The organism is Microbacterium sp. VKM Ac-2870 (genome assembly GCF_015350795.1).
GTDB lineage: Bacteria > Actinomycetota > Actinomycetes > Actinomycetales > Microbacteriaceae > Microbacterium.
Window position 1 is genome coordinate 180,238 of record NZ_JADKSH010000002.1, and the last position, 23,765, is coordinate 204,002.

The window sequence follows — 23,765 nt, forward strand, 5'->3', positions numbered from 1 at the left end:
GTTCCGTTCGCCCAACGACCGGTTCCGCTCGCTCAACGACCGATGCCGAGCGCGGAGCGCGAGTCGAAACGCGCCGCCCCGCGGGGTCAGCCGAAGGCGATCCGCACGACGCGCTCGACGGCGACCAGCCCCGGCTCGAGCTCGGCGGCGGAGCGTTCGTACGTCGCCGCGGAGCGACCGTAGGGGTCGATGACGTCGTCGTCCTCGGGCGATGCCGGGGGCAGTGTGATCCCGCGCCGCCCGGCGATCGCGCCCAGCGCGGCGGCGAAGCGCTCGCGCGGAGGCGCGCCCTCCCCGGCGCTCGTGGCGGCCGTCCGCAGGTCGTCGTCGCTCAGGTCGGCGGCGAGGCGGGCGAACTCGCGTGCGGTGAAGGCCTGTCGCATACGCGTGGGGTCGAGCTCGACGACTTCGCGGCGGTGGTCGCGGGCCATGGCGAGCACGAGATCGGCGGTGCGCACGTGCACCGGGGTGAGGTAGCGGGCGCCGTGGGCCGTCACGAGCGCCGGGTCGACGCCGCGGGCGACGGCGAGGTCTGCGGCTTCGGGAGTCATCGGCATCCCGTCGCGCGCGCGAGCGCCGGCGCTGGAGACGCGCACCGGAAGATCGGCGAGGCGGGTGGCCAGCAGCTGCGCGGCCAGGGGGGAGCGGCAGATGTTGCCGGTGCACACGGTGAGGATCTCGAGCACGCTGACTTCCGGTGTCGATAGAGCGGGGGAGGGAGTGTGTGGCTCGCCGCGTGACCGGTAGTTTGGCCACGTGCCCGATCAGCTTAGCGACCCCGGTTCGTCCGCCCTCGAGGCGTCGAGGCCTGCACGCCGGTCGCCGAGCGAGCGCGGCGCGTCGGAGGGGTCTGGCGACACCGCCGCGCCCGGACGCCGTCGTCGCAAGCGCGCCGACTGGCGTCTGGGCGGCACGGCGGTGCGCCGGTGGGACCTCTCCGTGCTGTCGGCTGCGCTCATCGGGGTGGGTCTCGGCGTGGTCGGCGGCGGCGCGGTGAGCCGCATCGCGGCGCCGTGGGCCGCCACCGCCTCGACCGTGGTGCTGTGGCTCGGGCTCGGTGCCGCCGTCGCATTCGCGTTCGCGCGGTCACGGCCGGCCGGTCTGCTGAGGTTTCGGTCGATCGATGTGCTGTGGGGCGTCGGGCTGGGGCTCGGCCTGCGTCTGCTGCAGGGCTGGGTGAGCGGTGCGGATGCCGCGGCCTTCCCCTCCGCGATGGCGCTCGACGGCGGCCTGCCCTCGGGGTGGTGGCTGACGGAGGCGATTCCTGCGGGGCTGGTCGCGCCGCTCGTCGAGGAGTTCTTCTTCCGCACGGTCGTTCTCATCGCGGTGTATCAGTTGCTGCGGCGGAGCGTGGGTGGGGTGGCGGCCGGGGTGACGGCGGCGCTGGTGTCGGCGGGCGGGTTCGTACTGCTGCACGCGACGGCCGGGGCGTTGACGCTGGTCGACGGCATCCAACTCTTCGCGGTGGGGGGCACATGCGCGCTGGTGGTGCTGCTCACGGGCCGCATCTGGGGTGCGGTGTTGACGCACGTCGTCTACAACGTGACGTATCTGGTGCTCGTCGTGGTCGGAACGTGGGGTGCCGTCGCGCCGACGGCGCCGTCGCTCGGCTGAGGCATGTCTGAATATTCGGACATCGCTTCGTGTCGGGATATCCGGACATCTTCTCGGGTCTGAATATCCAGACATGGTAGATTGTCGGAATATTCAGACATCCAGGGGGGTGCTCATGGCCGGGAGGCGAATCGACGTCGAGGTGCGCAGGGCGAACGACCTCGGACCTGTGCTTGCGCGTGTGCGAGAGGAGCGCGGCATCCGTCAAGAAGACCTCGCCGACGAGCTCGGCTTCGCCCGCTCGTACCTCGCAGCCTTGGAAACGGGGACTCCGGTCATTCAGTTGCGACGCCTCTTTCAGGTGATGAGAAGGCTGGGTATCCGCCTGACGGTCTCCTTCGAGCGGACGGGCACGTGAGTGATGAACTGGACGTCTACCTCGCCGGCCGCCACATTGCCACCCTGACGTCGACGTCGAACCGACGGGTCGTCGAGCTCGCGTGGTCGGAAGAAGCGGATGTCGGCGACATGAGGTTGTCGGAGAGCTTCGCGCAGATCGTGGGGCTGAGCCCCGACAGGCAGCGGCTCTCGCGATTTCTCGGCGGTTACCTGCCCGAAGGGCAGCAGCGCGCCGCCATGGCGAAGTATCGCGGCATCGCTACGGATGATCTCTTTGGCTTCTTGCGCGAGTACGGGGGATCACTTGCGGGGGCGCTCGCCTTTCGCAAGGCTGACGACCACCCACATTACGAGTTGCTGACGCCGAAGAAGCTTGCACGTGCCTTCCGTGAGGCCTCTGCCCGATGGAACCAGGGCCTGCGTGACGACAGTCGCTCGATGATTCCCGGCTTCCAACCGAAGGTGCTGGTCACCAAGCTGGATGACGGCCGGTGGTACCAACCCCATGGAGGCGCGCACTCTACGCACATCCTCAAGCCGCCCCGAAAAGACGCGGTGGCTCGCCTCTATGACGAGTTCTACGCTCACGAGCTGGCCCGTCACATGGGGTTGGCGTCGTTCCACAGCGAGATCCGCAAGGTCGCGGGCGAGTCCTACCTTGCGATCGAACGATACGACCGGCGTCAGCGCGGCGGCGTGGTTGAGGTGATCCACCAAGAGGACGCCGCGCAGGCGCTCGGGTTGGACTGGACGTCGGATGCCGTGAAGTTCCAGAACCAGGATCGACCGAACGACCGTTCGCACGCCTCGGCCGGCGCTATCGCTGAGGCACTCGTCGCCCTAGACGGCGACCCTCTGCAGGGCTGGCTGCGTCAGCTGACTTTTCGCTTATTGATCGGCGACAACGACGGACATGCGAAGAACGTATCGATCATGCACCTACCCGGTGAAGACAGGCTCGCCGATCTGTACGATGCGGTGCCCAATCTCTTTCAGTCGGGGCGCGTCGACTTCACACTCGCGCTCTCGGTAAACAGGGTGTTCGATCATCGCAACCTCACCAAGGATCACCTGGAGCGCGAGGCCGCAGCATGGGGAGGGCTCAACCCTCGAGCGATCTCGGCGACGGTGGACGACGTCTTCGGCCGATTTGAGGCGGCGCTTGAGGCGGTGCCGTTTCCCCATCAAGGTTCCCCCGATGTCGTCGCTGCTCTCCGCCGCACTCTTGAACGGCTCCGCGCCGGCAAGACCATCGGCCAGTACGCCTGAGACACCAAGTTTTCACCAAAAGGATGATGAGAGCCCTCTCATCGTGCTCATAGGCTCGGGTGTCACCGGGAGTCATCAGACCGTCACGCGTCACACACCTGACACATTCAGCTGATAATCTCCCGACAGCCGGGGGGCCGAAACCGAGATATAGGAGGAAGCCGAAGTGTCGACCGATATTCAGGTCGATGCGACGACGGAGTCGCCTCAAGACTCGACAGCATCCCGCGCGGACAGCGGCTCCATCACTGCTCCGGCCGGTGCGTCGACTCAGGCCACCAGCACCATGCGTCCCGCTGCCCCACCCTTCAACGATTGGCGTCGCCGCTTTCAGCGCCGGCTCATCGTCAGCGACTTCCTCGTGCTCGTGTGGGTCGTCTTTGGTACGCAGATCGCGTGGTTCGGCTTCGGTAACGCCCAACTGGCGATTCGTGACGACTCGCGCATCAGCGACGTGTCGTACTGGTTCTTCTCGTTCGTCCTCGTGCTGCTGTGGCTCGGTGCCCTGTCGTGGAGCGATTCGCGCAGCGCGCGAGTGCTCGGCGCAGGGTCGACGGAGTACCTCCGCGTCGTCGACGCGAGCCTGCGGCTCTTCGGCGCGATAGCGATCGTCGCGTTCCTCACGAAGACCGACGTCGCTCGCGGCTTCCTCCTCATCAGCCTTCCGGTCGGTGTTTTCGTGCTCCTCTGGACGCGCTGGCTCTGGCGGCAGTGGCTCGTCATGAAGCGCAAGTCGGGCACGTTCTCGGCGCGCGTGCTGCTCGTGGGTTCGGAGGCTTCGGTCGCGCAGATCGCTCGTGAGCTCGTGCGGATGCCGAGTGCCGGCTATCACGTCGTCGGTGCGTGCGTGCCCAGCGGCAAGGTGGCCGATGTCGTCGCCGGCACGGACATCCCCGTGATGGGGAGCGTCAACGCCGTCGAGCGCGCGATGGAGCTGACGGGCGCCGACACCGTCGCGGTCACGAGCACCGATGAGCTGCCGCCCGACAAGGTGAAGCAGATCTCGTGGAACCTGCAGGCCGGCCGGCAGCACCTCGTGCTCGCGCCCAGCATGGTCGACATCGCCGGCCCGCGCCTGCACACCCGCCCGGTCGCGGGGCTGCCCCTTATTCACGTGGAGACGCCGCGCTTCAGTAAGGGACAGCTCTTCCTCAAGCGCTCGGTCGATGTGACGGCGACCGCGATCGGTGTGGTCCTGCTGAGCCCCGTCTTCGCGTTCCTCGCGATGAGCATCCGCCTGTCGTCGCAGGGGCCGGTGCTGTTCCGTCAGGTGCGCATCGGGCGCAGCGGTCGTGAGTTCACGATGCTGAAGTTCCGCTCGATGGTGACGAACGCCGAGGAGCTGCTCGGGAACCTGCAGCGCGAGCGCGCTGAGCAGGGCAGCGACTCGGGCAACGAGGTCATGTTCAAGATGAAGAACGACCCCCGCGTGACCCCGATTGGCCGCATCATGCGCAAGTACAGCCTCGACGAGCTGCCGCAGCTGTTCAATGTGCTCGGCGGATCGATGTCGCTCGTCGGCCCCCGTCCGCCGCTGCCCAGCGAGGTCGAGCAGTACGCGACGCACGTGCACCGCCGCTTCCTGGTCAAACCCGGCATCACCGGACTCTGGCAGGTGAGCGGTCGCTCTACCTTGTCGTGGGAGGACACCGTGCGACTTGACCTGTCGTACGTCGAGAACTGGTCTCTCCTCGGTGATGTCGCGATCCTCGCGAAGACCGCGAGGGCCGCTGTTGCGCCCGGTGAATCAGCGCATTAGTAGATGCCACTTTGCCACCCCCTGAGGAGATCACCTTGAATGTAGATGTCGACGGCTTGCCTGCCGAAATCCGATCTAGATCAGACCTGAAGATCTTCCTCGAAATGGATCTACTCGCTCACGGCCAGTCGGTATGGAGAGCCCACCATCGGTTTACAAAGCCCGAGCTCTATTACCAGAGAAGACTGCGCAAGGCTGAATACTGGCGAACGAAGGCAGGGCGTGCCGCTCGGCTTGTCTACGCGTTCCAGAGGGCGCGACTGTTACAGCAATCGGTGCGCACAGGAATATCTGTGCCGCCGGGGTCGTGTGGACCTGGCCTCTCCATCGCTCACTACGGGAGCGTCGTGGTTAATGCGGAGGCCCGCCTCGGAGCATTCTGCCGTTTGCACTCGGCAACGAACATTGGCTCGTTGAGGGGTAGTGCGCCACAACTGGGCCATTTCGTCTACGTGGGACCAGGGGCCGCACTTTTCGGAGACATTCATGTCGGAACCGCGGCCGTAATCGGCGCTAATGCGGTGGTGGATAAGGATGTCCCCGCCGGCCACATGGCGGTGGGTGCGCCAGCGAAGAGCTATCCCGCGGACCCTCGACGAACTCCCATGCCTCCGTGGATACAGCACATGATGGGCGTTGATGGCTCACACAGAGAAGAGGACACCCTATGAAGGCTATTGTCACCGGTGGTGCAGGGTTTGTAGGCTCCAGGCTTGCGGCGGTTCTGGCGGAACGCGGACACGACGTGCTTGCTGTCGACTGCTTTACAGACTATTATGATCGCTCAATCAAAGAGCGAAATGTTGATCGTCTGACATCGGTTGGCGCGAAATTTCTGGATGCCGATCTTCTCAAAGCCGACCTGCAATCGCTTCTGGCTGACGCGAGTCTCATTTTTCACCAGGCGGGCCAACCAGGCGTTCGGAGCTCCTGGGGTCGAGAGTTCGCCCACTACCTCGACGCGAACATCTCACTTACGCAGAAAATTCTCGAAGCGGTCAAGTCGAGCGACACGCTCTCGAGGTTCGTGTATGCGTCCTCCTCATCTGTCTATGGGGATGCCGAGTCCTTCCCTACTTCCGAAGATTCATTGACGCGCCCTGTTTCTCCCTACGGAGTGTCGAAGCTCGCGGCTGAGCACCTGTGCTCCCTGTACGCGCGCAACTTTGGCGTGCCAACGATCTCACTCCGATACTTCACCGTCTACGGCCCCGGTCAACGTCCAGATATGGCATTCACGCGCTTTACCAGAGCGGCCGTCACGGGTGGGGAGATTGATGTATATGGGGACGGGAACCAGGTTAGGGATTTCACGTATATTGACGATATTGTGGAGGCGAATATCGCAGCTGCGTTGGCGCCAGATATTCACCCGGGGACGGTTCTGAATGTCGCGGGTGGGTCAAGTACCACAATTCGGGATGCCCTGGAACTCTTGCGGCCCTGGTCGTCGCGTGGGTTCACGGTTCGGTTCCATCCAACGGTGTCTGGCGACGTCTACCGCACGGGCGGCGATACGTCGCGGATACGTGCGATGCTCGGATGGTACCCCAAGGTCTCACTAGAAGATGGACTAAAAGCTCAGTTCGCTTGGGCGCAACAGTCCTTCAGTGAGGGAAAGGCATGATCCGCTGGACGGTAGTCTCGGTCACCTACAATAGCGCTGACACACTCCGCAAACACTGGCAGTCGCCACTTCCCGCCGGCGTCGAGTGGATCGTAGTAGACAATAGTTCGGCTGACCAGTCGGCCGACGTCGCTCGCTCACTTGGCGCGGACGTAATCCGATTGGATACGAACAGAGGATTCGCTGCAGCGAATAACGTCGGACTGAGGGCGGCGAAGGGCGAATGCATTGCATTTGTAAATCCCGATGTCGTTGTCGACTTCGCGTCGCTATTTGCACTCGAGAGTGCTGTCCTCTCGTCGGAGACTCTGATTGCACCACAGTTAACTAACGCTGATGGTTCGTTGCAACCAAACGGCAGGGGTGCACCGATCCTTTTACGGAAAATCGCCAACCGTACCGGGTTCTCGCGAAAAATGGCCAGCAACTACCTGATATACACAGACGAAGGCGAAGTTCGATATGCCTGGTGGATCACAGGAGCTGTAGTGCTCGGATCCGCAGCCTTTCTTCGCAAGCTAGGCGGGTGGAACGAGCGCTTCTTTTTGTACCACGAGGATGCCGACCTGTCGATGCGAGCCTGGCGAGCGGGTGGATCAGTCCGCGTCGATGGCGACTACCGCTGGATTCACACCTGGGCGCGGGAGTCCAAGGGATTTCGGGTCCGCCCCATCTTGCGTGAATTGTCATCCGCGATCAAGTTCTACTCACGGGAACCTTTGCTTCTAGTCGCGCAGGGGTCGATACGCTACTCTCCTCAATCGAGGCTTTCGGGTTCATTGGCACTTGATGCTGCGCCCCCTTCAATGGTCGACCGAAGCGATAGCGAATGAAGGTCGCTATTGTTCTGCGGGAGGACTCCGAAACTAAGAATGGAGGCGATGTAGCGCAGCTTCAAAGCTACGCTGCATCGTTGACTCGACTCGGGGTCGAGGTCCAAGTAGTACGCGGGGCTAAAGCACTCCAAGACATCAAGTGCGATGTAGTCCACGCTGCAAATTTGGACTTACCGCTAGAAGTTGCTGAAAGTGCGCGAGTGGCAAAGGCGATTGGGTCCAAGTTCGTCCTTTCTACTATCAGCCATCCCATCGATGGAATACGCGCAATGTACCGATATGGGAACGACAGCTTTTATGCAAAGCTTCGCAAGCTGGGGGTTCCGGAATCGGCGGGGCTCGCCGTGCGCGAGGGGGCCAAAAGCGCGGCAGGTGGGCACATTAGCCGGCTGCTTCGGATCCGATCCCTCGATCGGATGCAGCAGGCGGTGCTGGACATGACTGACCTCGTGCTGGCAATCGCCTCCGGCGAGGCGCGGGCCCTGAGTTCTCGTTTCACGCTTCCCCACAGGCCAGTCGTGCTCCCGAATGCTCTCGGCTTCGGTGGCGGGAGACCACCTTCGGAAGAATCCACGAGCAACGGAGATATTCTCGTTGTCGGAAGAGTGGAACCGAGGAAGAATACGCTCGAGATGGCTCGAGCTTGCGAACGCGCCGGCCTACGAGTGATATTCGCCGGCGCTATCAATGAGAATCATCGTTCATACTCGCGTGCATTCCTTAAATTGATCGCATCCTCGGATCACTGCAGCTACCTCGGTCATGTTGGCAGGGAGGAGCTTCGCTCCCACCTTGAGCGGGCACGTGCATACGTCAACCCCTCGTGGTTTGAGGTCGTGTCATTAGCTGACTGCGAAGCCGCGGCGATGGGTGTGCCAGTTGTCACTAGCGTGCACAGCTACATCGATGATCTGCTGCCGAACGTTTCGAGAATCGACCCAGTACGGGTATCAATGGATGCCGACGGATCATATCTAGCGAGTTGCATCGAATCAGCGAGAGTCGTGGAGCCTCCGCCTGAGCGTACATGGGATCAAGTCGGCGAAGAGTTGCTCGACGGCTACAGGAGCGTGCTATGACTCGCGCCGAGGGCAGTGAGGTTCCGGTCTGATGAAGGCGAACGCGACGAGAAATGCGCTCTCCTACTACCTCAACACGATCTTGACGGCCCTGCTAGGCATCATCGTCAATCCGATTCTTCTAAACGGGCTTGGAGCAACGAACTTCGGAGTGTGGAAGGCAACATCTCGCTTTCTGGATTTCGCGAGCGTCGCCGATGGGCGCGCAACGCAGGCTCTGAAGTGGACCATCGCATTCAAGGCTGATTCTGACGACGAAACCGGGAAGCGGCGCGACGTGGGGGCGGCAATTCTCGTGTGGCTACTGGTGCTGCCTGTCATTGTGGCTGCTTCAATTGCGGTGGTTCTCTTACTTCCATCACTTATCGCGGATCTTCCGCCGGAAGACATAGAGGTCGCGCGCACTATCGGCGCGATCCTAGCCGCCAACATCGTCCTGATGGGACTACTGAGCATTCCCGATGCGGTTCTTGTTGGTTCCAATGTTGGTTACCGATCTATGAACGTGACGACCCTGTTTTTGGTGCTCTCCAATGTAGCGATGATTTCGGTCGCCTGGTCCGGTGCGCCCGTACAATGGCTAGCTGTCGTGGTGGTCGTGTCCGGCGTCCTCAATGGCGCAGTGACATTCGTCGTGGCCCGCAGGGATATACCTTGGTTAGGAGTCGAGCGTCCTCGGCGAACCGAAGTGCGGAGTATGGGAAAGTTCTCTGGCGGCATCCTACTCTGGGAGCTCGCTCAGAAGCTCCTGGTTTCCTCGGAAATGATTCTTCTTTCCGTTGCGATCGGTTCGTTTGCGGTGGCTCAGTACACTTTCACGTCCTACGTGGTCCAGTTTTACTTGGTGCTATCCCTCGTAACTACCTCAGCGGTCGCCCCTCAACTCGGAGCGCATATCGGCGCCGGCGATATCGGAAGCGCGGCGGGGATCGCTCGCATTGCGCGGAGCCTATCCCTGACGCTCGCGGTTTTCTTCGGCGGGATGACTCTATTGCTCAACTCCTCTTTCATTGCTCTTTGGGCGGGTCGAGAAATGTATCTGGGAAACGGCGTTAACGCTCTTCTCGTGCTTTCGGCTATCCAGGTGGCGTTAATCAGGAATGAGTCCCAGATGCAAGACGCTGGATTGCGCGTGTGGCGCAAGCTCGCAGTCGCAGGAACCGCAACAGTTGCGGCATTGGTCGGCGCTGTGTTTGCCTACAGTCTTTGGGAATCCGTTGAGACCTCATTGTGCGTGATGATAGCGATTCGCATCTTTGCTAACGTCATCTTGCCGCACCAAGTGAACCGTCTTGTACGCGGAGCAAGGTATCCCGTCGTGCGATGTTTGACGTCAGCTGTGTTTCTACTTGTTTGCTACGAGGTTGGGTCCCGGGTCCACCTGGGCTCATGGCTGACGCTCTTCCTATTCGGTGCGCTCGCAGCATGCGTCGTCGGCGGGGCTGCAGTTCTGATTGCGCTCCCGAACGACTTGCAGCGCGCACTGGTGTCGCGCGTTCGCCGCGCGCTGACGCGCGGGCATCGAGGAGGTATGTAAATGTCGCGCCCTGTCCGCATCAGCGTCGAACTGCTGCTGCTGGTCGCCCTAACCTTATGGTTCGCGTCGGCGCCAGTGGGGTTCTCGGTCCTCCCTGGGATCATCTGTCTGCTTATCGCTTACATCTATCTCGTTCTTTCGTTTCTTCGACCTATGCGCGTTCGAGGTTTCCATCCGAGTTTGTTCACAGTTGAACTGCTGTTTCAGCTATTCTACTTCGTGATCTTCTTCATGCCCTACCAGCTGGCGCTGCTCGGTTTACAAGACCTCAGAGTTAGTTCGTTTGTGCTGAATACGTTTGCAGACGAGTCGAACCGTGCGGTGATTCTCGCCGCAGTGGGAATTGTTGCATTCAACCTCGGGTTCGGTCTGGTACGACATGTACCGAGTCAAGAGGATCCATCCATCTCGGCAACAAACTGGAACACGCAAGGTCTCCAGCTGATCGTGTTGCTGGCGCAAGCGGGCCTGACGGTTCTCTACATCGGGTCGGGATGGCGTGGAGCAGGAGAAGGGCGATACACCGGGAGTGAATCGGGTGGTGCGGCTGCCGACGGGACGTCCCTGCTAATCACAATGTTCAGCATGATCGGCGCAGTGATAGCTCTCGCGCCCCCACCGCCGGGCAGATTCCGTCGGCTCAATGCTCTGGGCATGGCATCCATCGGGCTCGGGGGATGGTGGGCGCTTCGTACTCTTGTGCTTGGAGATCGCAATACCTTCCTCCTCTGGGCGATCACGATTGCGGCCTCCCTTGCCATCTATCACCTGCGAGTTGGCCGGGTAGCTCTTGTCGTCGGCGCACTAGCGGCCTTCATGCTATACAACGCGATCGAGTACCTCAGGATGCATGAAGGCGCGGACTTTGCTGAGCTACTCGGAGCGGTATGGAATCCGGGGGGGGCGTCTGGCGCAGTTGACAGCAGCTTCAACATCACAACTATCAGCGTTCGTGCGGGTATTGATGCTGTGCCGAACCATATCGACTTCGGTTTAGGTGCATACAAGCTTCTTGGTATCGCTGGAATTGTTCCGCTCGTCCGAGGCGCATTGTTTTCACCAAGCTCTGCGTTCTCAACCACAGGCGATATTCTCACATACTGGATGATCGGGCCGACTGCTGGTTGGTCAGTTGGCACCAATGTCGTAAGCGATATCTACATTGATTTTGGTGTGGTTGGAGTGGCGATTGGAATGTGCGCGGTGGGCATATTCGGTGCTGCGATCTCACGGTGGTTCTCGCGTGCCCCCACTGACTTGCCACGTCAAGTGATCTACGTTCTAGTTGTATCGTGTTATGCGCAGCTTCCTCGCTACGCTCTCGACTTTCCTATTCGGATTCTGGTTTGGTCAGGCACGCTCCTCGTGGTTTGGTCTATATGGTCCCGTGCCGCTTTGCGGCGGAAGGGTGTCACGGTTGAAACTCGGGTACGCGGGTGATTCACTTTGTCTCGATCTCTGCCGCGGGTAATCACCGCTCCCTAGCGTGGGAGCATTGGATGGTGCTTGAATGACGAATGGTAACAAGCCTGGCCCAAATCGACGCATAACGGTCGCCTTCTTTATATCTAGCCTCGGGGATGGGGGTGCGCAAAAGCAGTTCGCGCTTCTAGCGAACGAGCTTTCTCGTCGGGACGACGTACGGTTGATTGTTGTCAGGAATTTGCCGGGAATTCATGATCACCTACTCGACGAGGATCGGATGGACTGTCGTTGGCTAGGTGCGTCTGGCAACTACGACCCTCGGATCATTACTCGGCTACGACGGGTTCTGCGCGACGAGCGCGTAGATGTTCTGTTCTCCTGGCTACAGGCCGCTGACGTCCCTGCGTTTTTCGCGCGATCGCTCCACCCGTCGACTGCGTGGGTGCTTGCGGAACGAGATTCCGCGTACCCTAAGAACTGGCGGTTCGTGCTGAGGGACTGGCTAGGCGTGCGAGCGGATGCGATAGTCGCTAACTCTGAGGCGGGCGCGGAGTACTGGGGCCGAAGGGGCTATCGAGGGCGGCATGCGGTGATCTCTAACATCGTGACCCCGTCTCAAGATGCAGGAGAGGCCTCGAGCGCCGGACAGCACACTGCTTTGTTTGTCGGGAGGCTGGAGCCACAGAAGAACGTGATCACCACGGTGCAGGCGTTGTGTGTAGCTGTTTCTCGTAACGCCCGCTGGAGGTTCAGTCTGGTTGGTCAGGGTTCTCAACTGCCGGTTCTTAAAGGCATTGTCGAGGACGCGGGTGTGAGTTCGGCGATCGAGTTCGTGGGCTTTACCCACGAGGTCGACTCCGTGATGAGGAGGTTCCGGTTCCTCGTTTCGATGAGCCTCCACGAAGGGTTGCCAAATGTGCTTCTCGAAGCAATCACACGAGGCCTGATACCGATTGTTTCTCGGATACCGGAACATGAAGCAGTGTTGGGTCCCAACTATCCGTTTTACGTGAATGAGTACGGCGACGCTTCATCGATCGCGGAGATGCTGGAAATCGCCAGCGTTTCGCCGCTGGCAAACTCGTCTTCGCTGGCGCACGCGCGAGGGCTAGTGGCTAGCATGGCTCCCGGCCTAGTCGCTGACGAGTACATAAAGCTATTCCAGTCCTTGGGAGCGGTAGACGCGTCGGTGATCGTCGATGGATGAACGTGATTTGCGATGGCTCACATGCGCGCATTTTGATGTTGATTCTCCATTCTTTTACTTTCCATTTTGCAAGACGTCAGTCTCCGAACTTTCTCGAGGTGGATCATGAAGTTGTCTGTCATCGGTTGTGGTTACCTCGGCGCGGTGCATGCCGCCGCCATGGCATCCATCGGTCATGAGGTTGTCGGCGTCGACGTCGACCAGCGCAAGATCGACGCGCTGTCGAAGGGCGAAGCCCCGTTCTTCGAGCCCGGCCTGCAGGAGATCCTCGCCGCGGGCATCGAGGCGGGCAACCTGCGCTTCACGACCGACATGGCGGAGGCGGCGGGCGCTGAGGTCCACTTCGTGGGCGTCGGCACGCCGCAGCAGAAGGACGGTTACGCGGCCGACCTCACGTACGTGAACGCGGCGGTGGACGGCCTGCTGCCGTACCTCGCCGAGGGCGACATCGTCGCGGGCAAGTCGACGGTGCCGGTCGGAACCGCCGCGGGGCTCGCCCCGCGCGTGTCGGAGACCGGGGCGACGCTCGTGTGGAACCCGGAGTTCCTTCGAGAAGGCTGGGCGGTTAAGGACACGCTCGATCCCGATCGCCTCGTTGCCGGCGTTCCCGCGAGCGCGGAGGGCGAGCGTGCAGCGGACATCTTGCGAGAGGTCTACGCGCCCGCAGTCGCGAAGGGCACGCCGTTCCTTGTGGTCGACCTTCCGACCGCAGAGCTCGTGAAGGTGTCGGCCAACGCGTTCCTTGCGACCAAGATCAGCTTCATCAACGCGATGGCCGAGATCGCGGAGGCCACCGGGGCTGACGTAAGCAAGCTCGCCGAGGCGATTGGCTATGACGAACGGATCGGACGCCAGTTCCTCAAGGCAGGCATCGGCTTCGGCGGGGGATGCCTGCCGAAGGATATTCGCGCCTTCTCTGCGCGCGCAGAGGAGTTGGGTCGCGGCGAATCGGTGGCGTTCCTCCGACAGGTCGACGAGATCAACATGCGCCGCCGTGATCGGGCTGTGCAGCTCGTTGTCGAGGGACTGGACGGAGCGGTGTTCGAGAAGAAGGTGACGGTGCTCGGCGCGGCCTTCAAGCCGCACTCCGACGACATCCGCGACTCCCCGGCCCTCGACGTCGCCGTGCGCCTGCACGGGCTCGGCGCCAACGTGACGGTCACCGACCCTGCGGCGATCGAGAATGCGCGCCGCATCCACCCCCAGCTCACCTACGTCGAAGATCGCGACGAGGCCATCCGGAACGCCGATGCGCTCGTGCTCGTCACCGAGTGGGACGAGTACCGTCGCCAGCTGCCGCCGGAGCACGCGTCGTCGCTCACCGACGGCCGCGTCGTCGTGGACGGGCGCAACGGGCTCGACGCGGCCGCGTGGCGCGCCGCGGGGTGGGCGTACTACGGGATGGGGCGGCCGTAGTGATTGCTTCGCTGTTTTCTGTCCTGATTCAGGCTCTCGACCTCATCCCTGAAGGAGGAGAAAAGTGCGCGGAATAGTTCTTGCTGGTGGCTCGGGCTCGCGTCTTTGGCCCATTACCAAGGGTGTGTCGAAGCAGCTGATCCCTGTGTTTGACAAGCCGATGGTGTATTACCCGTTGTCGACGTTGATGTTGGCGGGGATCAGGGACATTCTGGTGATCACGACGCCGCATGATGCGGAGCATTTCGTGCGGTTGTTGGGTGATGGGTCGCAGTTCGGGATCAGCTTGTCGTATCAGGTGCAGCCGTCGCCGGATGGGTTGGCGCAGGCGTTCACGTTGGGTGCGGCTCACATCGGGTCGGAGAAGGTGGCGCTCGTCCTGGGTGACAACCTTCTGTACGGACCGGGGTTGGGGTCGCAGTTGCAACGCTTCGCTGAGGTCGACGGTGGTGCCGTGTTCGCTTACTGGGTTGCCGAGCCTGAGGCGTACGGCGTGGTTGAGTTCGACGATGCGGGGCGGGCGGTGTCGTTGGAGGAGAAGCCGGCGGCGCCGAAGTCGAACTACGCGGTGCCGGGTCTCTACTTCTATGACAACGACGTGGTGGAGATCGCGCGAAATCTGCAGCCGTCGCCGCGTGGTGAGTATGAGATCACCGATGTGAACCGGGCGTACTTGGAGGCGGGCAAGTTGCAGGTGGAGGTGCTGCCGCGGGGGACCGCGTGGTTGGACACCGGGACGTTTGATCAGATGCTCGATGCGGGGGAGTATGTGCGGACGATGGAGCGGCGCACGGGGATGAAGATCGGTGTGCCGGAAGAGGTCGCATGGCGGCAGGGATTCCTGTCGGACGCCGACCTGGAGGCGCGTGCGGCGGGATTGGTGAAGTCCGGGTACGGGACGTACCTGTTGGAGCAGTTGAAGAGGGGCCGTTGATGGTGCGCAAACTCCTGGTGACCGGTGGTGCCGGGTTCATCGGTTCGAATTTCGTTCACCACGTCCTCTCTCACACCGACGACCACGTCACGGTGCTCGACAAGTTGACGTATGCGGGCAATCTGGCCTCGTTGGAGGGGTTGCCGGCGGACCGGTTGCGGTTCGTTGAGGGTGACATCGCCGATGCGTCCCTGGTGGATGGGTTGTTCGCGGGGGTGGATGCGGTGGTGCATTATGCGGCGGAGTCGCATAACGACAACTCGTTGAGTGATCCGCGTCCGTTCTTGGATACGAACATCATCGGCACGTACACGTTGCTGGAGGCCGCGCGTAAGCACGGGAGAAGGTTGCATCACATCTCGACCGATGAGGTGTACGGGGATCTCGAGTTGGATGATCCGGAACGATTCACCGAGAACACCCCCTACAACCCGTCGTCGCCGTATTCGTCGACGAAGGCGGGTTCGGATCTTCTGGTGCGCGCGTGGGTGCGTTCGTTCGGGGTGCAGGCGACGATTTCGAACTGTTCGAACAATTACGGTCCGTATCAGCATGTGGAGAAGTTCATTCCGCGTCAGATCACGAACGTGATCCGTGGGATCCGTCCGAAGCTGTACGGGGCGGGTGAGAACGTGCGGGATTGGATCCACGCTGATGATCACTCCAGTGCGGTGCTCACGATCCTCGACAAGGGTGTGATCGGGGAGACGTATCTGATCGGGGCGGATGGGGAGAAGAACAACAAGACGGTCGTCGAGTTGATCCTGACCCTGATGGGGCAGCCTGCGGATGCGTACGATCACGTGACCGACCGTGCCGGTCATGATCTGCGGTACGCGATCGACTCCACCAAGCTCCGCACCGAACTCGGGTGGGCGCCGCAGTATCGGGACTTCGAGGCCGGTCTTGCCGCGACGATCGACTGGTACCGGGCCAACGAGGCCTGGTGGGCGCCCGCCAAAGACGGCGTTGAGGCGTTCTACGCGTCGAAGGGTCAGTGACGGTGACGGAATACGGCAAGCAGCTCACGGTCACCGAGACACCGATCCCGGGGCTGATCGTGTTCGATCTGCCGGTGCATGGGGATGCGCGGGGGTGGTTCAAGGAGAACTGGCAGCGGGAGAAGATGACCGCGCTCGGGCTAGCCGATTTCGGGCCGGTGCAGAACAACATCTCCTTCAACGACGCGGTCGGCACGACCCGTGGGATTCATGCGGAACCGTGGGACAAGTGGGTGTCTGTTGCGACGGGACGGATCTTCGGGGCGTGGGTAGACCTGCGTGAGGGCCCCACGTTCGGTGCCATGTACACGACCGAGCTCGACCCGTCGAAGGCGATCTTCGTGCCCCGCGGGGTCGGTAACTCGTACCAGACCCTCGAAGCGGACACGGCATACACGTACCTCGTGAACGATCACTGGTCCCCGAATGCTGCGTACTCGTTCCTCAACCTCGCCGACGAGACCGCCGGAATCGACTGGCCCATCCCCCTCGATCAGGTCGAGATCAGCGAGAAGGACAAGAACCACCCCCGCCTGGCGGAGGTGACTCCGATCCCGCCGAAGAAGATCCTCATCATCGGGTCGAACGGACAACTCGGCCGGGCTCTGCGCGACCAATACGGTGACGTCCCGCATGTGGAGTACACCGACCGCACCACCCTCGACATCACCGCACCCGGGCTGGAGGACGCGCGGCGGTGGCGCGACTACGACACCATCATCAACGCCGCCGCATACACAAAAGTCGACCTCGCCGAAACCCCCGACGGGCGTCGGGACGCGTGGGCCGCGAACGTCACCGGTGTGACCGCGCTGGCCCGTGTCGCGACCGCGAACAACATCACCCTCGTGCACGTCTCCAGCGACTACGTCTTCGACGGCACGAAGCACGGCGCCTACACCGAGGATGACGCTCTCTCGCCGCTCGGCGTCTACGGGCAGACCAAAGCCGCCGGCGACCAGATCGTCACCACCGTGCCCCGCCACTACATCATCCGCACCAGTTGGGTCATCGGCGACGGCAACAACTTCGTCCGCACCATGTCCAACCTCGCCGAACGCGGCATCAACCCGAAAGTCGTAGGCGACCAAACCGGACGCCTCACCTTCACCGGCGACATCGCACGCGGCATCCACCACCTCCTCCACACCAACGCCGAATACGGCACCTACAACCTCACCGGCAGCGGCGAACCCCACACCTGGGCCGACATCGCCCGCCACGTCTTCGAACTAACCGGACACGACCCCGGCCGCATCACCGACGTCACCACCGATCAGTACTTCGCAGGCGCCACCACACCCATCGCACCGAGACCCACGAACAGCATCCTTGACCTCAACAAAATCGAGGCAACCGGATTCGAGGTCATAGGTTCAGAGGAGGTCGCTCTCTTCGGAGCGACGTCACAACTTCGGCCACGGGACGTCCGCTCTTAGCAACCCTGGCGGCGGACAATGGGCGAGAGTGCGCCTCGCCGCCAAACTTGAGGAGATCACACATGAAGCTGTCCGTTATCGGTTGTGGCTATCTCGGCGCCGTGCATGCTGCCGCTATGGCGTCCATCGGACACGATGTCGTCGGAATCGACGTCGACCAGCGCAAGATTGACTCGCTCTCAAAGGGCGAGGCGCCGTTCTTCGAGCCCGGCCTGCAGGAGATTCTCACCGCGGGCATCACCTCTGGCAACCTCCGCTTCACTACCGACATGGCTGCGGCGGCTGGTGCGAAGGTGCATTTCGTGGGTGTGGGTACCCCGCAGCAGAAGGACAGCTACGCGGCCGACCTCACGTACGTGAATGGCGCGTTCGACGGGTTGTTGCCGTATCTCTCGCCCGGCGACATCGTCGCGGGCAAGTCGACCGTCCCGGTCGGCACCGCTGCGAGCCTCGCGCCGCGGGTCTCGGAGACCGGCGCGACACTCGTCTGGAACCCGGAGTTCCTGCGTGAGGGGTACGCCGTGCAGGACACCGTCGACCCGGACCGCCTCGTTGCCGGTGTTCCTTCCGGCGAGGAAGGCGAGATCGCGGCGGCGGTGCTGCGTGAGGTGTACCACCCGTCCGTCGCGAAGGGCACGCCTTTCATCGTCACCGACTATGCGACGGCTGAGCTCGTCAAGGTATCGGCGAACGCGTTCCTCGCGACCAAGATCAGCTTCATCAATGCCATGGCCGAGATCGCGGAGGTCACGGGTGCTGACGTGACGCAGCTCGCTGATGCGATCGGCCACGACGCGCGCATCGGGCGTCGGTTCCTCGGCGCGGGCATCGGCTTCGGCGGCGGGTGCCTGCCGAAGGACATCCGCGCCTTCTCGGCCCGCGCGGAGGAGTTAGGCCGCGGCGAATCGGTCGCTTTCCTTCGGCAGGTCGACGAGATCAACTTGCGGCGCCGTGAGCGCGCCGTGCAACTCGTCGTCGAGGGTCTCGGTGGCGTCGTGTTCGAAAAGAACGTGACCGTGTTGGGTGCCGCGTTCAAGCCGCACTCCGATGACATCCGCGACTCGCCCGCGCTCGACGTCGCCGTGCGGCTTCACGGGCTCGGCGCGAAAGTCACGGTAACCGACCCCGCCGCGATCGAGAACGCGCGCCGCGTCCACCCGCAGCTCACCTACGTCGAGGATCGAGACGAGGCGATCCGTGACGCGGATGCGCTTGTGCTCGTCACTGAGTGGGACGAGTACCGTCGCGAGCTGGCGCCGGAGCATGCTTCTACGCTCGCGCGCGGGCGGATCGTCGTGGACGGGCGTAATGGGCTCGACGCCGCTGCCTGGCGTGCAGAGGGCTGGACCTACTTCGGGATGGGGCGACCGTAGTCGATGGAGCTCGTTGCGACAATCATCCTCGCGCTCGCGTCGGTCTTGCTTGTCGTTGCTGACGGAGCTCTCTCACGTCGACGCGAGCGCGACAAACTGCCTCGGATTTCGCCTTTCCTTGGCGGTCTCGCAGCTGCGGCCTCCACGGGCCCGGGAATATTCACGGTACCGCTCCCATTGCCGTGATCACGCGGATGGGAGTACGTTCTGATCGAACTGGGGAGAGTCGATGACGAACGTGCAACCGGGGTGGTATCCCGACCCGAACGATGGCGCCAAGATCCGCTGGTGGGACGGCGCGGCGTGGACCGCTCACGTCGCCGAGGGCGAGCGGGCATCGGCATCCGGCGCTGAGCAGGTCACCGCGAAGCGGGTGCGTAGGGGGCTCTCTCGGCGGACGAGTGTGATCGTCGGGGGAGCGGTGGTACTCGGCATCGCCCTCGTCGGAGGAGCGGTCAACGCGGCGACGCTGGCCGCCCGGCCAGCCGCCGAACAGGGTGCGCCGGCTGCTTTCGCCGCGACCACGGCGAGCCCGGCGGCATCCACTCCGAAGCCCTCACCGACCCCGACGCACACGCCGGTGATCACCACGCGAGACGAGCCCGCACGCGAGGTCGTACCGTTCGAACGCGCATCCGTCGACGACTCCTCGATGCCGCAGGGACAGACTGCCGTCACCACCGTGGGGCAGAACGGTGAGCGCACGCGCACGTACCGTGTCACCCTCACCGACGGCAAGGAGACGAAGCGAGAGCTGGTCTCCGACGCCGTGACCGTGCAGCCTGTGACCGAGGTCACCTCGATCGGCACTTACGTGGAACCCGCCGCCCCGCCGCCCGCCGCCGCGCCCAGCAACTGCAACCCCAACTACGCCGACGCGTGCGTGCCGATCGCCAGCGATGTCGACTGCGCCGGGGGCAAAGGCAACGGCCCCGCCTACTTCGACGGCGTCGCGCGCGTCGTCGGCCGCGATGTCTACCAGCTCGACGGCGACGGAGACGGCTGGGCCTGCAACGGCTGATCCCGTCCTCCACAGGGATTCACTCGATAGCGTGGAGGTGTGGCACTCGCATCCCAGACCTCCCCACGTGTTCCCCGTCCGTCCGTCGACCTGGTCGTGGTTGCGACGACCTGGATCACCCCGCACCTCGTGCGCGTGCGTCTGGGCGGCCCCGGCTTCGCGGCCTTCGAGGACCGCCCCGAGACCGACAAGTACGTCAAGTTGAAGTTCGCCTCCCTCGACTCGCCGCCCCATCCCGTCACCCGCACCTACACCGTGCGCCACGTCGACACCCCGGCACAGACCCTCGACATCGACTTCGTCGTCCACGGAGACGACGGACTCGCCGGCCCGTGGGCCGCCACCGTACAGCCGGGCGCGACACTCAGCCTGATGGGGCCCGGCGGCGGATACCGGCCCGACCCGACCGCGGACTGGCACCTGTTCGCCGGCGACCTCTCCGCCACTCCGGCGATCGCCGCAGCCCTCGAGGCGTTGCCCGCCGACGCGACCGGCATCGCGCTGATCGAGATCGACGCCGACGACGCGCGACTCGAGCTCTCCGGTCCCGCCGGAGTCGACGTGCGGTGGATCGTCGACCCCGCACACGACCCGAGCACCCTGGCTGACGCGGTGCGCGCGCTACCGTGGCCGGACGCCCGCGTGCAGGTGTTCGCGCACGGAGAGCGCGAGGCGATGAAGACGTTGAGGCGTGTGCTCTTCGACGAGCGCGGGCTCGACCGAACGCAGGTATCGCTGTCGGGATACTGGGCCCGGGGTCGCACAGAAGACCGCTTCCAGGCGGAGAAGCGTGAGCCGATCGGGCAGATCTTCCCCGTCACCTAACCGGGCCGGGGCGCGGGGAGTTTCGAACGAATGTCCGAGGCCCTCGGCACAATAGAGGTATGACGGAAACGAGCGAGACGAGCGGTGCCGAGACCGCCGCGGGCGGGAGTTACCTCGCGGTGCTCGACGAGCTCGTGTCTGCAACCGAGGCGTCCGCCGCAGCCGTGGCCGCAGCGGAAGTCGCTCATGTCCGTCTGCTGGCACGAGCCGGCCTGGTCGCCGAACGCGAGGCCGGAGGCCAGCGGGCATCGGTGCGGGAGCACGATATGGTGCTGCGTTCGATCGCGGCGGAGCTCGGTGGGGTGCTGCGGGTAACCGATCGCACGGTGCAGCAGCGCATCGGCGAGGCCCGTGAGCTCGTCGAGGGTTTCCCGGCGACACTGGATGCCTGGGAGTCGGGGCGGATCACGCGTGGTCATGTGCGGGTGATCGTGGATGCCGGGAGCGTCGTGCCCATCGAGCGGCGGGCGGTGTTCGAGGCGGAGGCGGTCCGGTTGTGTGCGGGTGACACGCCCAACCGGGTGCGCGCGGCGGTGGAGATTCTCGCGGAACGCACCGCCGACCGCTCCTTCACCGAGCGGCATCAGCAGGCGGCGCAGTGCCGTCGCGTGCGGATCGTGCCCGGTACGCGCGGCATGTCCGACCTCATTGCGACAGTGCCGACCGTCATCGCCGACGGCATCCTCGACCGGCTGACGCAACAGGCGACCGTGATCGTCGATGCCCGTGAGCCCGGCGACGACGACACGCGCACCAGGGACCAGATTCGCGCCGATGTGCTCAGCGACCTCCTCCTGACCGGTGCGCCCGCCCTCGACCCGACCGCGGCCGGCGACGGTCCCGGCGCGCTCGGCGGCATCCGCGCACAGGTGCAGGTGATCGTTCCCGTCCTCACGCTCATCGGCGCCGACGACGGTCCCGCCGACCTCGTCGGACGCACGCCTGTGGATGCCGAGACGGCACGCTGTCTCGCGGCGAACACGCCGAGCCTCACGCGAGTGCTGACCGATCCGGTTGATGGCACCGTCGTCGCGGTCGACCGGTACCGCACTCCGTGGCCCCAGCGACGCTTCTTGCGGGCTCGTGATCAACACTGCCGATTCCCCGGATGCCGACGGGCTGCGATCCGATGCGAGATCGACCACACGATCGACGCCGCCCGAGGCGGGCCCACCGCGCTCTGGAACCTTGCTCACCTCTGCCAGCGACATCATTCGATGAAGCAATTCACCGCGTGGAAGGTGAAGCAAGAAGAGAGGGGAGTGCTCGAGTGGACCTCGCCGACGGGGCGGGTTTACCGGGAAGACGCCCCGATCCCACCCGTCACCTTCGTCGCCAGCGCGGCGCCACCGCGGCTGGGCGCGGAGTCCGCGCCCTTCTGATTCCCGATTCTTCGTCGTCCTCCTTCCTGCCGCCTGCTTGCCGTGTTCGCATCGGCATGCAGGCGACAGGAGCGGGGCGCCGTCCTCACGCCGGTCGCGGACGCAGCGGCGATGCGCCGCGGGTTCAGGCGATCGGCGCCGAGGGGGTGGCCGTTTCCGCCGCTACCCCGGGCACGTCCTCGATCGCGTAGTACACAGGCAAACCCCGCGACTCGGCGATCGCGACGTCCTGGTCGGCGCCGCGTGACGCGCCGGGCAGTCGCAGCACGGCATCGCAGTGCTGCAGCAGGCGTTCGGCCGTCGGATACATGACCTCCGCGGCGAGCGGATCGGTCGGTCCCGACGCCCCCGCGCTCTCGAGCACCGGCAGCGCCACCCACTCGCCGATCATCGGCACGTGACCGGCTTGGAAGATCGGCCACGCCGCCTGCTCCAGTCGCTTGAGGTTCTCTGCCATCAGCGTGGGGTCGCCGTCGGTGCCCGACGCGTAGGGGCCGGCGATCAGGATCATCATGGGTGTACTCATGTCGGTTAGACTATGACAAAAACGTGCAAAAACAAGAAGGAACGTGAATGCTCGCTGCAGCCCGCAAAGATCTGCTGCTCGACCGGCTGCGCCGAGACGGCCGCATCGTCGCCAAAGAGATCGCCGCCGAACTGGGGTTGTCCGAAGACAGCATCCGGCGCGATCTTCGAGACCTGGATGCCGCGGGTCTCGCCGTCCGCGTCTACGGCGGTGCCCTCCCCGCCTCACCCGCCGTCGCCGACTACGCCACCCGCACCGCCGTCGCGCCCGACAGCAAGCGCAGAGTCGCCGCCGTCGCGGCATCGTTCATCGAGCCCGGCGCGACGATCATCCTCGACGGCGGCACCACGAGCCTCGCCATCGTCGACGCGCTGTCGCGCACCCAACCCGGCACGATCATCACCCACAGCCCGACGATCGCCGCCGCCCTCCTCGACCACGCGGCTGAGGTCTTCCTCATCGGCGGCCACCTGTTCAAACACTCCGCCGTCGCCTGCGGGGCCGCCGCGGTCGAAGCCGCCAGCCGCCTCAGCGCCGACATCTTCTTCTTGGGTGTCACCGGCATCCACCCCACCGCCGGGCTCACGACCGGCGACGCCGACGAAGCCGCCATGAAGCGCGCCCTCGCCGCCCGTGCCGCCGACACCTATGTGCTCGGCAGTGACGAGAAGATCGGCACTGCCTCGCGCTACGGCGTGCTCACTTTCGACGCCGTCACCGCGATCATCGCCGACGTGCCCGACATCGACCCCACCGCGCGCGAGCTCGTGGATGCCGGGGCGACGCTCATCCACGCCCGCTGACGCGCACTCGCGTCGACCACCGCACCCGTGAGTCGGGGAATGTCAGAGCGGCATTCCTCGTCGCCCCGCCAGACCCCGGCGGCTCCGCGTTTCCGGCCGATGCCGCCGCCACCTTCGTGAGCGTCGAAGCGCAGATGCTGCGGTGCCCGAGCACGGTCGTCGCCAGCGCGAACGACCCGTATGCCACCGTGACGAGCGCCGGCGCCCTCGCCGCCGCGTGGGGCAGCGACTTCCGCGTCGCCGGTGCGCTCGGGCACCTCAACGCGGCCAGCGGCATCGGCGAGTGGAGTCAGGGGCGCCGGCTGCTCGAAGGGGTGCTCACCTCCGCCGTGAGCACGGGCATCATCTGAAGT

At 63.9% G+C, this 23,765-nt stretch carries 22 protein-coding genes; 20 read left to right on the top strand and 2 right to left on the bottom strand.

Going from position 1 to position 23,765, the window contains the following annotated elements; translation table 11 throughout:
• Nucleotides 1–86: 86 nt before the first annotated feature.
• Entirely contained in the window at nucleotides 87–686 is a 600-nt protein-coding gene (locus ITJ43_RS04790; RefSeq protein WP_194582695.1) for a low molecular weight phosphatase family protein, read from the bottom strand.
• Between the two features lie 70 nt (nucleotides 687–756).
• On the opposite strand from ITJ43_RS04790, the gene ITJ43_RS04795 reads away from it, so the two are divergent.
• The 18 genes from ITJ43_RS04795 to ITJ43_RS04885 all read left to right on the top strand — a co-directional run bounded on the left by ITJ43_RS04795 (nucleotide 757) and on the right by ITJ43_RS04885 (nucleotide 22,083).
• Nucleotides 757–1,614 carry a CPBP family intramembrane glutamic endopeptidase gene (locus ITJ43_RS04795; protein ID WP_323741126.1) on the top strand — a complete coding sequence of 286 codons (858 nt, stop codon included), beginning with the start codon at nucleotides 757–759 and terminating at the stop codon, nucleotides 1,612–1,614.
• Nucleotides 1,615–1,729: 115 nt separating this feature from the next.
• Nucleotides 1,730–1,972: a helix-turn-helix domain-containing protein gene (locus tag ITJ43_RS04800; RefSeq protein WP_147424857.1), complete on the top strand. Its 243-nt coding sequence runs from the start codon at nucleotides 1,730–1,732 to the stop codon at nucleotides 1,970–1,972.
• Nucleotides 1,969–3,222 (top strand): type II toxin-antitoxin system HipA family toxin, encoded by a 1,254-nt coding sequence (locus ITJ43_RS04805; protein ID WP_194582696.1) that lies wholly within the window; start codon nucleotides 1,969–1,971, stop codon nucleotides 3,220–3,222. Before ITJ43_RS04800 ends, ITJ43_RS04805 begins: the two co-directional genes overlap by 4 nt.
• Nucleotides 3,223–3,508: 286 nt before the next feature.
• Complete coding sequence (locus ITJ43_RS04810; protein WP_194583171.1) at nucleotides 3,509–4,981, top strand: sugar transferase; 1,473 nt, start codon at nucleotides 3,509–3,511, stop codon at nucleotides 4,979–4,981.
• Between the two features lie 667 nt (nucleotides 4,982–5,648).
• Entirely contained in the window at nucleotides 5,649–6,608 is a 960-nt protein-coding gene (locus ITJ43_RS04815) for an NAD-dependent epimerase/dehydratase family protein (RefSeq protein ID WP_194582697.1), read from the top strand.
• Nucleotides 6,605–7,441: a glycosyltransferase gene (locus ITJ43_RS04820; RefSeq protein ID WP_194582698.1), complete on the top strand. Its 837-nt coding sequence runs from the start codon at nucleotides 6,605–6,607 to the stop codon at nucleotides 7,439–7,441. The genes ITJ43_RS04815 and ITJ43_RS04820 overlap by 4 nt, the downstream gene beginning before the upstream one ends.
• Nucleotides 7,442–7,644: 203 nt before the next feature.
• Entirely contained in the window at nucleotides 7,645–8,523 is an 879-nt protein-coding gene (locus ITJ43_RS04825; protein ID WP_194582699.1) for a glycosyltransferase, read from the top strand.
• A 31-nt stretch (nucleotides 8,524–8,554) separates the two neighbouring features.
• Complete coding sequence (locus ITJ43_RS04830; protein WP_194582700.1) at nucleotides 8,555–10,060, top strand: lipopolysaccharide biosynthesis protein; 1,506 nt, start codon at nucleotides 8,555–8,557, stop codon at nucleotides 10,058–10,060.
• Nucleotides 10,061–11,500 carry an O-antigen polysaccharide polymerase Wzy gene (wzy, locus tag ITJ43_RS04835; protein WP_194582701.1) on the top strand — a complete coding sequence of 480 codons (1,440 nt, stop codon included), beginning with the start codon at nucleotides 10,061–10,063 and terminating at the stop codon, nucleotides 11,498–11,500.
• Between the two features lie 70 nt (nucleotides 11,501–11,570).
• Nucleotides 11,571–12,692: a glycosyltransferase gene (locus ITJ43_RS04840; RefSeq protein ID WP_194582702.1), complete on the top strand. Its 1,122-nt coding sequence runs from the start codon at nucleotides 11,571–11,573 to the stop codon at nucleotides 12,690–12,692.
• A gap of 105 nt (nucleotides 12,693–12,797) precedes the next feature.
• A complete protein-coding gene (locus ITJ43_RS04845) occupies nucleotides 12,798–14,108 on the top strand; it encodes a UDP-glucose dehydrogenase family protein (RefSeq protein ID WP_194582703.1) in 1,311 nt (436 codons plus the stop codon).
• A gap of 64 nt (nucleotides 14,109–14,172) precedes the next feature.
• On the top strand, nucleotides 14,173–15,042 hold the full coding sequence (gene rfbA, locus ITJ43_RS04850) for a glucose-1-phosphate thymidylyltransferase RfbA (protein ID WP_194582704.1): 870 nt from the start codon (nucleotides 14,173–14,175) through the stop codon (nucleotides 15,040–15,042).
• A gap of 2 nt (nucleotides 15,043–15,044) precedes the next feature.
• The gene (gene rfbB / locus ITJ43_RS04855) at nucleotides 15,045–16,043 is read left to right on the top strand and encodes a dTDP-glucose 4,6-dehydratase (RefSeq protein WP_194583172.1); all 999 of its coding nucleotides are present in this window, start codon (nucleotides 15,045–15,047) and stop codon (nucleotides 16,041–16,043) included.
• Nucleotides 16,044–16,045: 2 nt separating this feature from the next.
• Nucleotides 16,046–17,482 carry a sugar nucleotide-binding protein gene (locus ITJ43_RS04860; RefSeq protein ID WP_194582705.1) on the top strand — a complete coding sequence of 479 codons (1,437 nt, stop codon included), beginning with the start codon at nucleotides 16,046–16,048 and terminating at the stop codon, nucleotides 17,480–17,482.
• A gap of 62 nt (nucleotides 17,483–17,544) precedes the next feature.
• Complete coding sequence (locus tag ITJ43_RS04865; protein ID WP_194582706.1) at nucleotides 17,545–18,855, top strand: UDP-glucose dehydrogenase family protein; 1,311 nt, start codon at nucleotides 17,545–17,547, stop codon at nucleotides 18,853–18,855.
• Between the two features lie 229 nt (nucleotides 18,856–19,084).
• Nucleotides 19,085–19,876 carry a G5 domain-containing protein gene (locus tag ITJ43_RS15050; protein ID WP_228495476.1) on the top strand — a complete coding sequence of 264 codons (792 nt, stop codon included), beginning with the start codon at nucleotides 19,085–19,087 and terminating at the stop codon, nucleotides 19,874–19,876.
• Between the two features lie 39 nt (nucleotides 19,877–19,915).
• Nucleotides 19,916–20,701: a siderophore-interacting protein gene (locus tag ITJ43_RS04880; protein WP_194582707.1), complete on the top strand. Its 786-nt coding sequence runs from the start codon at nucleotides 19,916–19,918 to the stop codon at nucleotides 20,699–20,701.
• A gap of 59 nt (nucleotides 20,702–20,760) precedes the next feature.
• A complete protein-coding gene (locus ITJ43_RS04885) occupies nucleotides 20,761–22,083 on the top strand; it encodes an HNH endonuclease signature motif containing protein (protein ID WP_194582708.1) in 1,323 nt (440 codons plus the stop codon).
• A gap of 124 nt (nucleotides 22,084–22,207) precedes the next feature.
• Here ITJ43_RS04885 and ITJ43_RS04890 read toward each other — a convergent pair whose 3' ends face one another.
• Nucleotides 22,208–22,609 (bottom strand): DUF4406 domain-containing protein, encoded by a 402-nt coding sequence (locus tag ITJ43_RS04890; RefSeq protein ID WP_228495477.1) that lies wholly within the window; start codon nucleotides 22,607–22,609, stop codon nucleotides 22,208–22,210.
• Between the two features lie 47 nt (nucleotides 22,610–22,656).
• Here ITJ43_RS04890 and ITJ43_RS04895 point away from each other — a divergent pair, with 47 nt between their 5' ends.
• Both ITJ43_RS04895 and ITJ43_RS04900 read left to right on the top strand, forming a co-directional pair.
• A complete protein-coding gene (locus ITJ43_RS04895; protein ID WP_194582709.1) occupies nucleotides 22,657–23,412 on the top strand; it encodes a DeoR/GlpR family DNA-binding transcription regulator in 756 nt (251 codons plus the stop codon).
• Entirely contained in the window at nucleotides 23,409–23,762 is a 354-nt protein-coding gene (locus ITJ43_RS04900; protein ID WP_194583175.1) for an RBBP9/YdeN family alpha/beta hydrolase, read from the top strand. Before ITJ43_RS04895 ends, ITJ43_RS04900 begins: the two co-directional genes overlap by 4 nt.
• Nucleotides 23,763–23,765: the final 3 nt, after the last annotated feature.

What these genes read in the sequence shown, in the direction of transcription:
- ITJ43_RS04810 (WP_194583171.1), top strand. Translation starts at nt 3,509, where the DNA reads ATGCGTCCCGCTGCCCCACCCTTCAACGATTGGCGTCGCCGCTTTCAG.
- wzy (WP_194582701.1), top strand. Translation starts at nt 10,061, where the DNA reads ATGTCGCGCCCTGTCCGCATCAGCGTCGAACTGCTGCTGCTGGTCGCC.
- ITJ43_RS04815 (WP_194582697.1), top strand. Translation starts at nt 5,649, where the DNA reads ATGAAGGCTATTGTCACCGGTGGTGCAGGGTTTGTAGGCTCCAGGCTT.
- ITJ43_RS04840 (WP_194582702.1), top strand. Translation starts at nt 11,571, where the DNA reads ATGACGAATGGTAACAAGCCTGGCCCAAATCGACGCATAACGGTCGCC.
- ITJ43_RS04885 (WP_194582708.1), top strand. Translation starts at nt 20,761, where the DNA reads ATGACGGAAACGAGCGAGACGAGCGGTGCCGAGACCGCCGCGGGCGGG.
- ITJ43_RS15050 (WP_228495476.1), top strand. Translation starts at nt 19,085, where the DNA reads ATGACGAACGTGCAACCGGGGTGGTATCCCGACCCGAACGATGGCGCC.
- ITJ43_RS04865 (WP_194582706.1), top strand. Translation starts at nt 17,545, where the DNA reads ATGAAGCTGTCCGTTATCGGTTGTGGCTATCTCGGCGCCGTGCATGCT.
- ITJ43_RS04890 (WP_228495477.1), bottom strand. Translation starts at nt 22,609, where the DNA reads ATGAGTACACCCATGATGATCCTGATCGCCGGCCCCTACGCGTCGGGC.
- ITJ43_RS04820 (WP_194582698.1), top strand. Translation starts at nt 6,605, where the DNA reads ATGATCCGCTGGACGGTAGTCTCGGTCACCTACAATAGCGCTGACACA.
- ITJ43_RS04895 (WP_194582709.1), top strand. Translation starts at nt 22,657, where the DNA reads ATGCTCGCTGCAGCCCGCAAAGATCTGCTGCTCGACCGGCTGCGCCGA.
- ITJ43_RS04830 (WP_194582700.1), top strand. Translation starts at nt 8,555, where the DNA reads ATGAAGGCGAACGCGACGAGAAATGCGCTCTCCTACTACCTCAACACG.
- ITJ43_RS04800 (WP_147424857.1), top strand. Translation starts at nt 1,730, where the DNA reads ATGGCCGGGAGGCGAATCGACGTCGAGGTGCGCAGGGCGAACGACCTC.
- ITJ43_RS04845 (WP_194582703.1), top strand. Translation starts at nt 12,798, where the DNA reads ATGAAGTTGTCTGTCATCGGTTGTGGTTACCTCGGCGCGGTGCATGCC.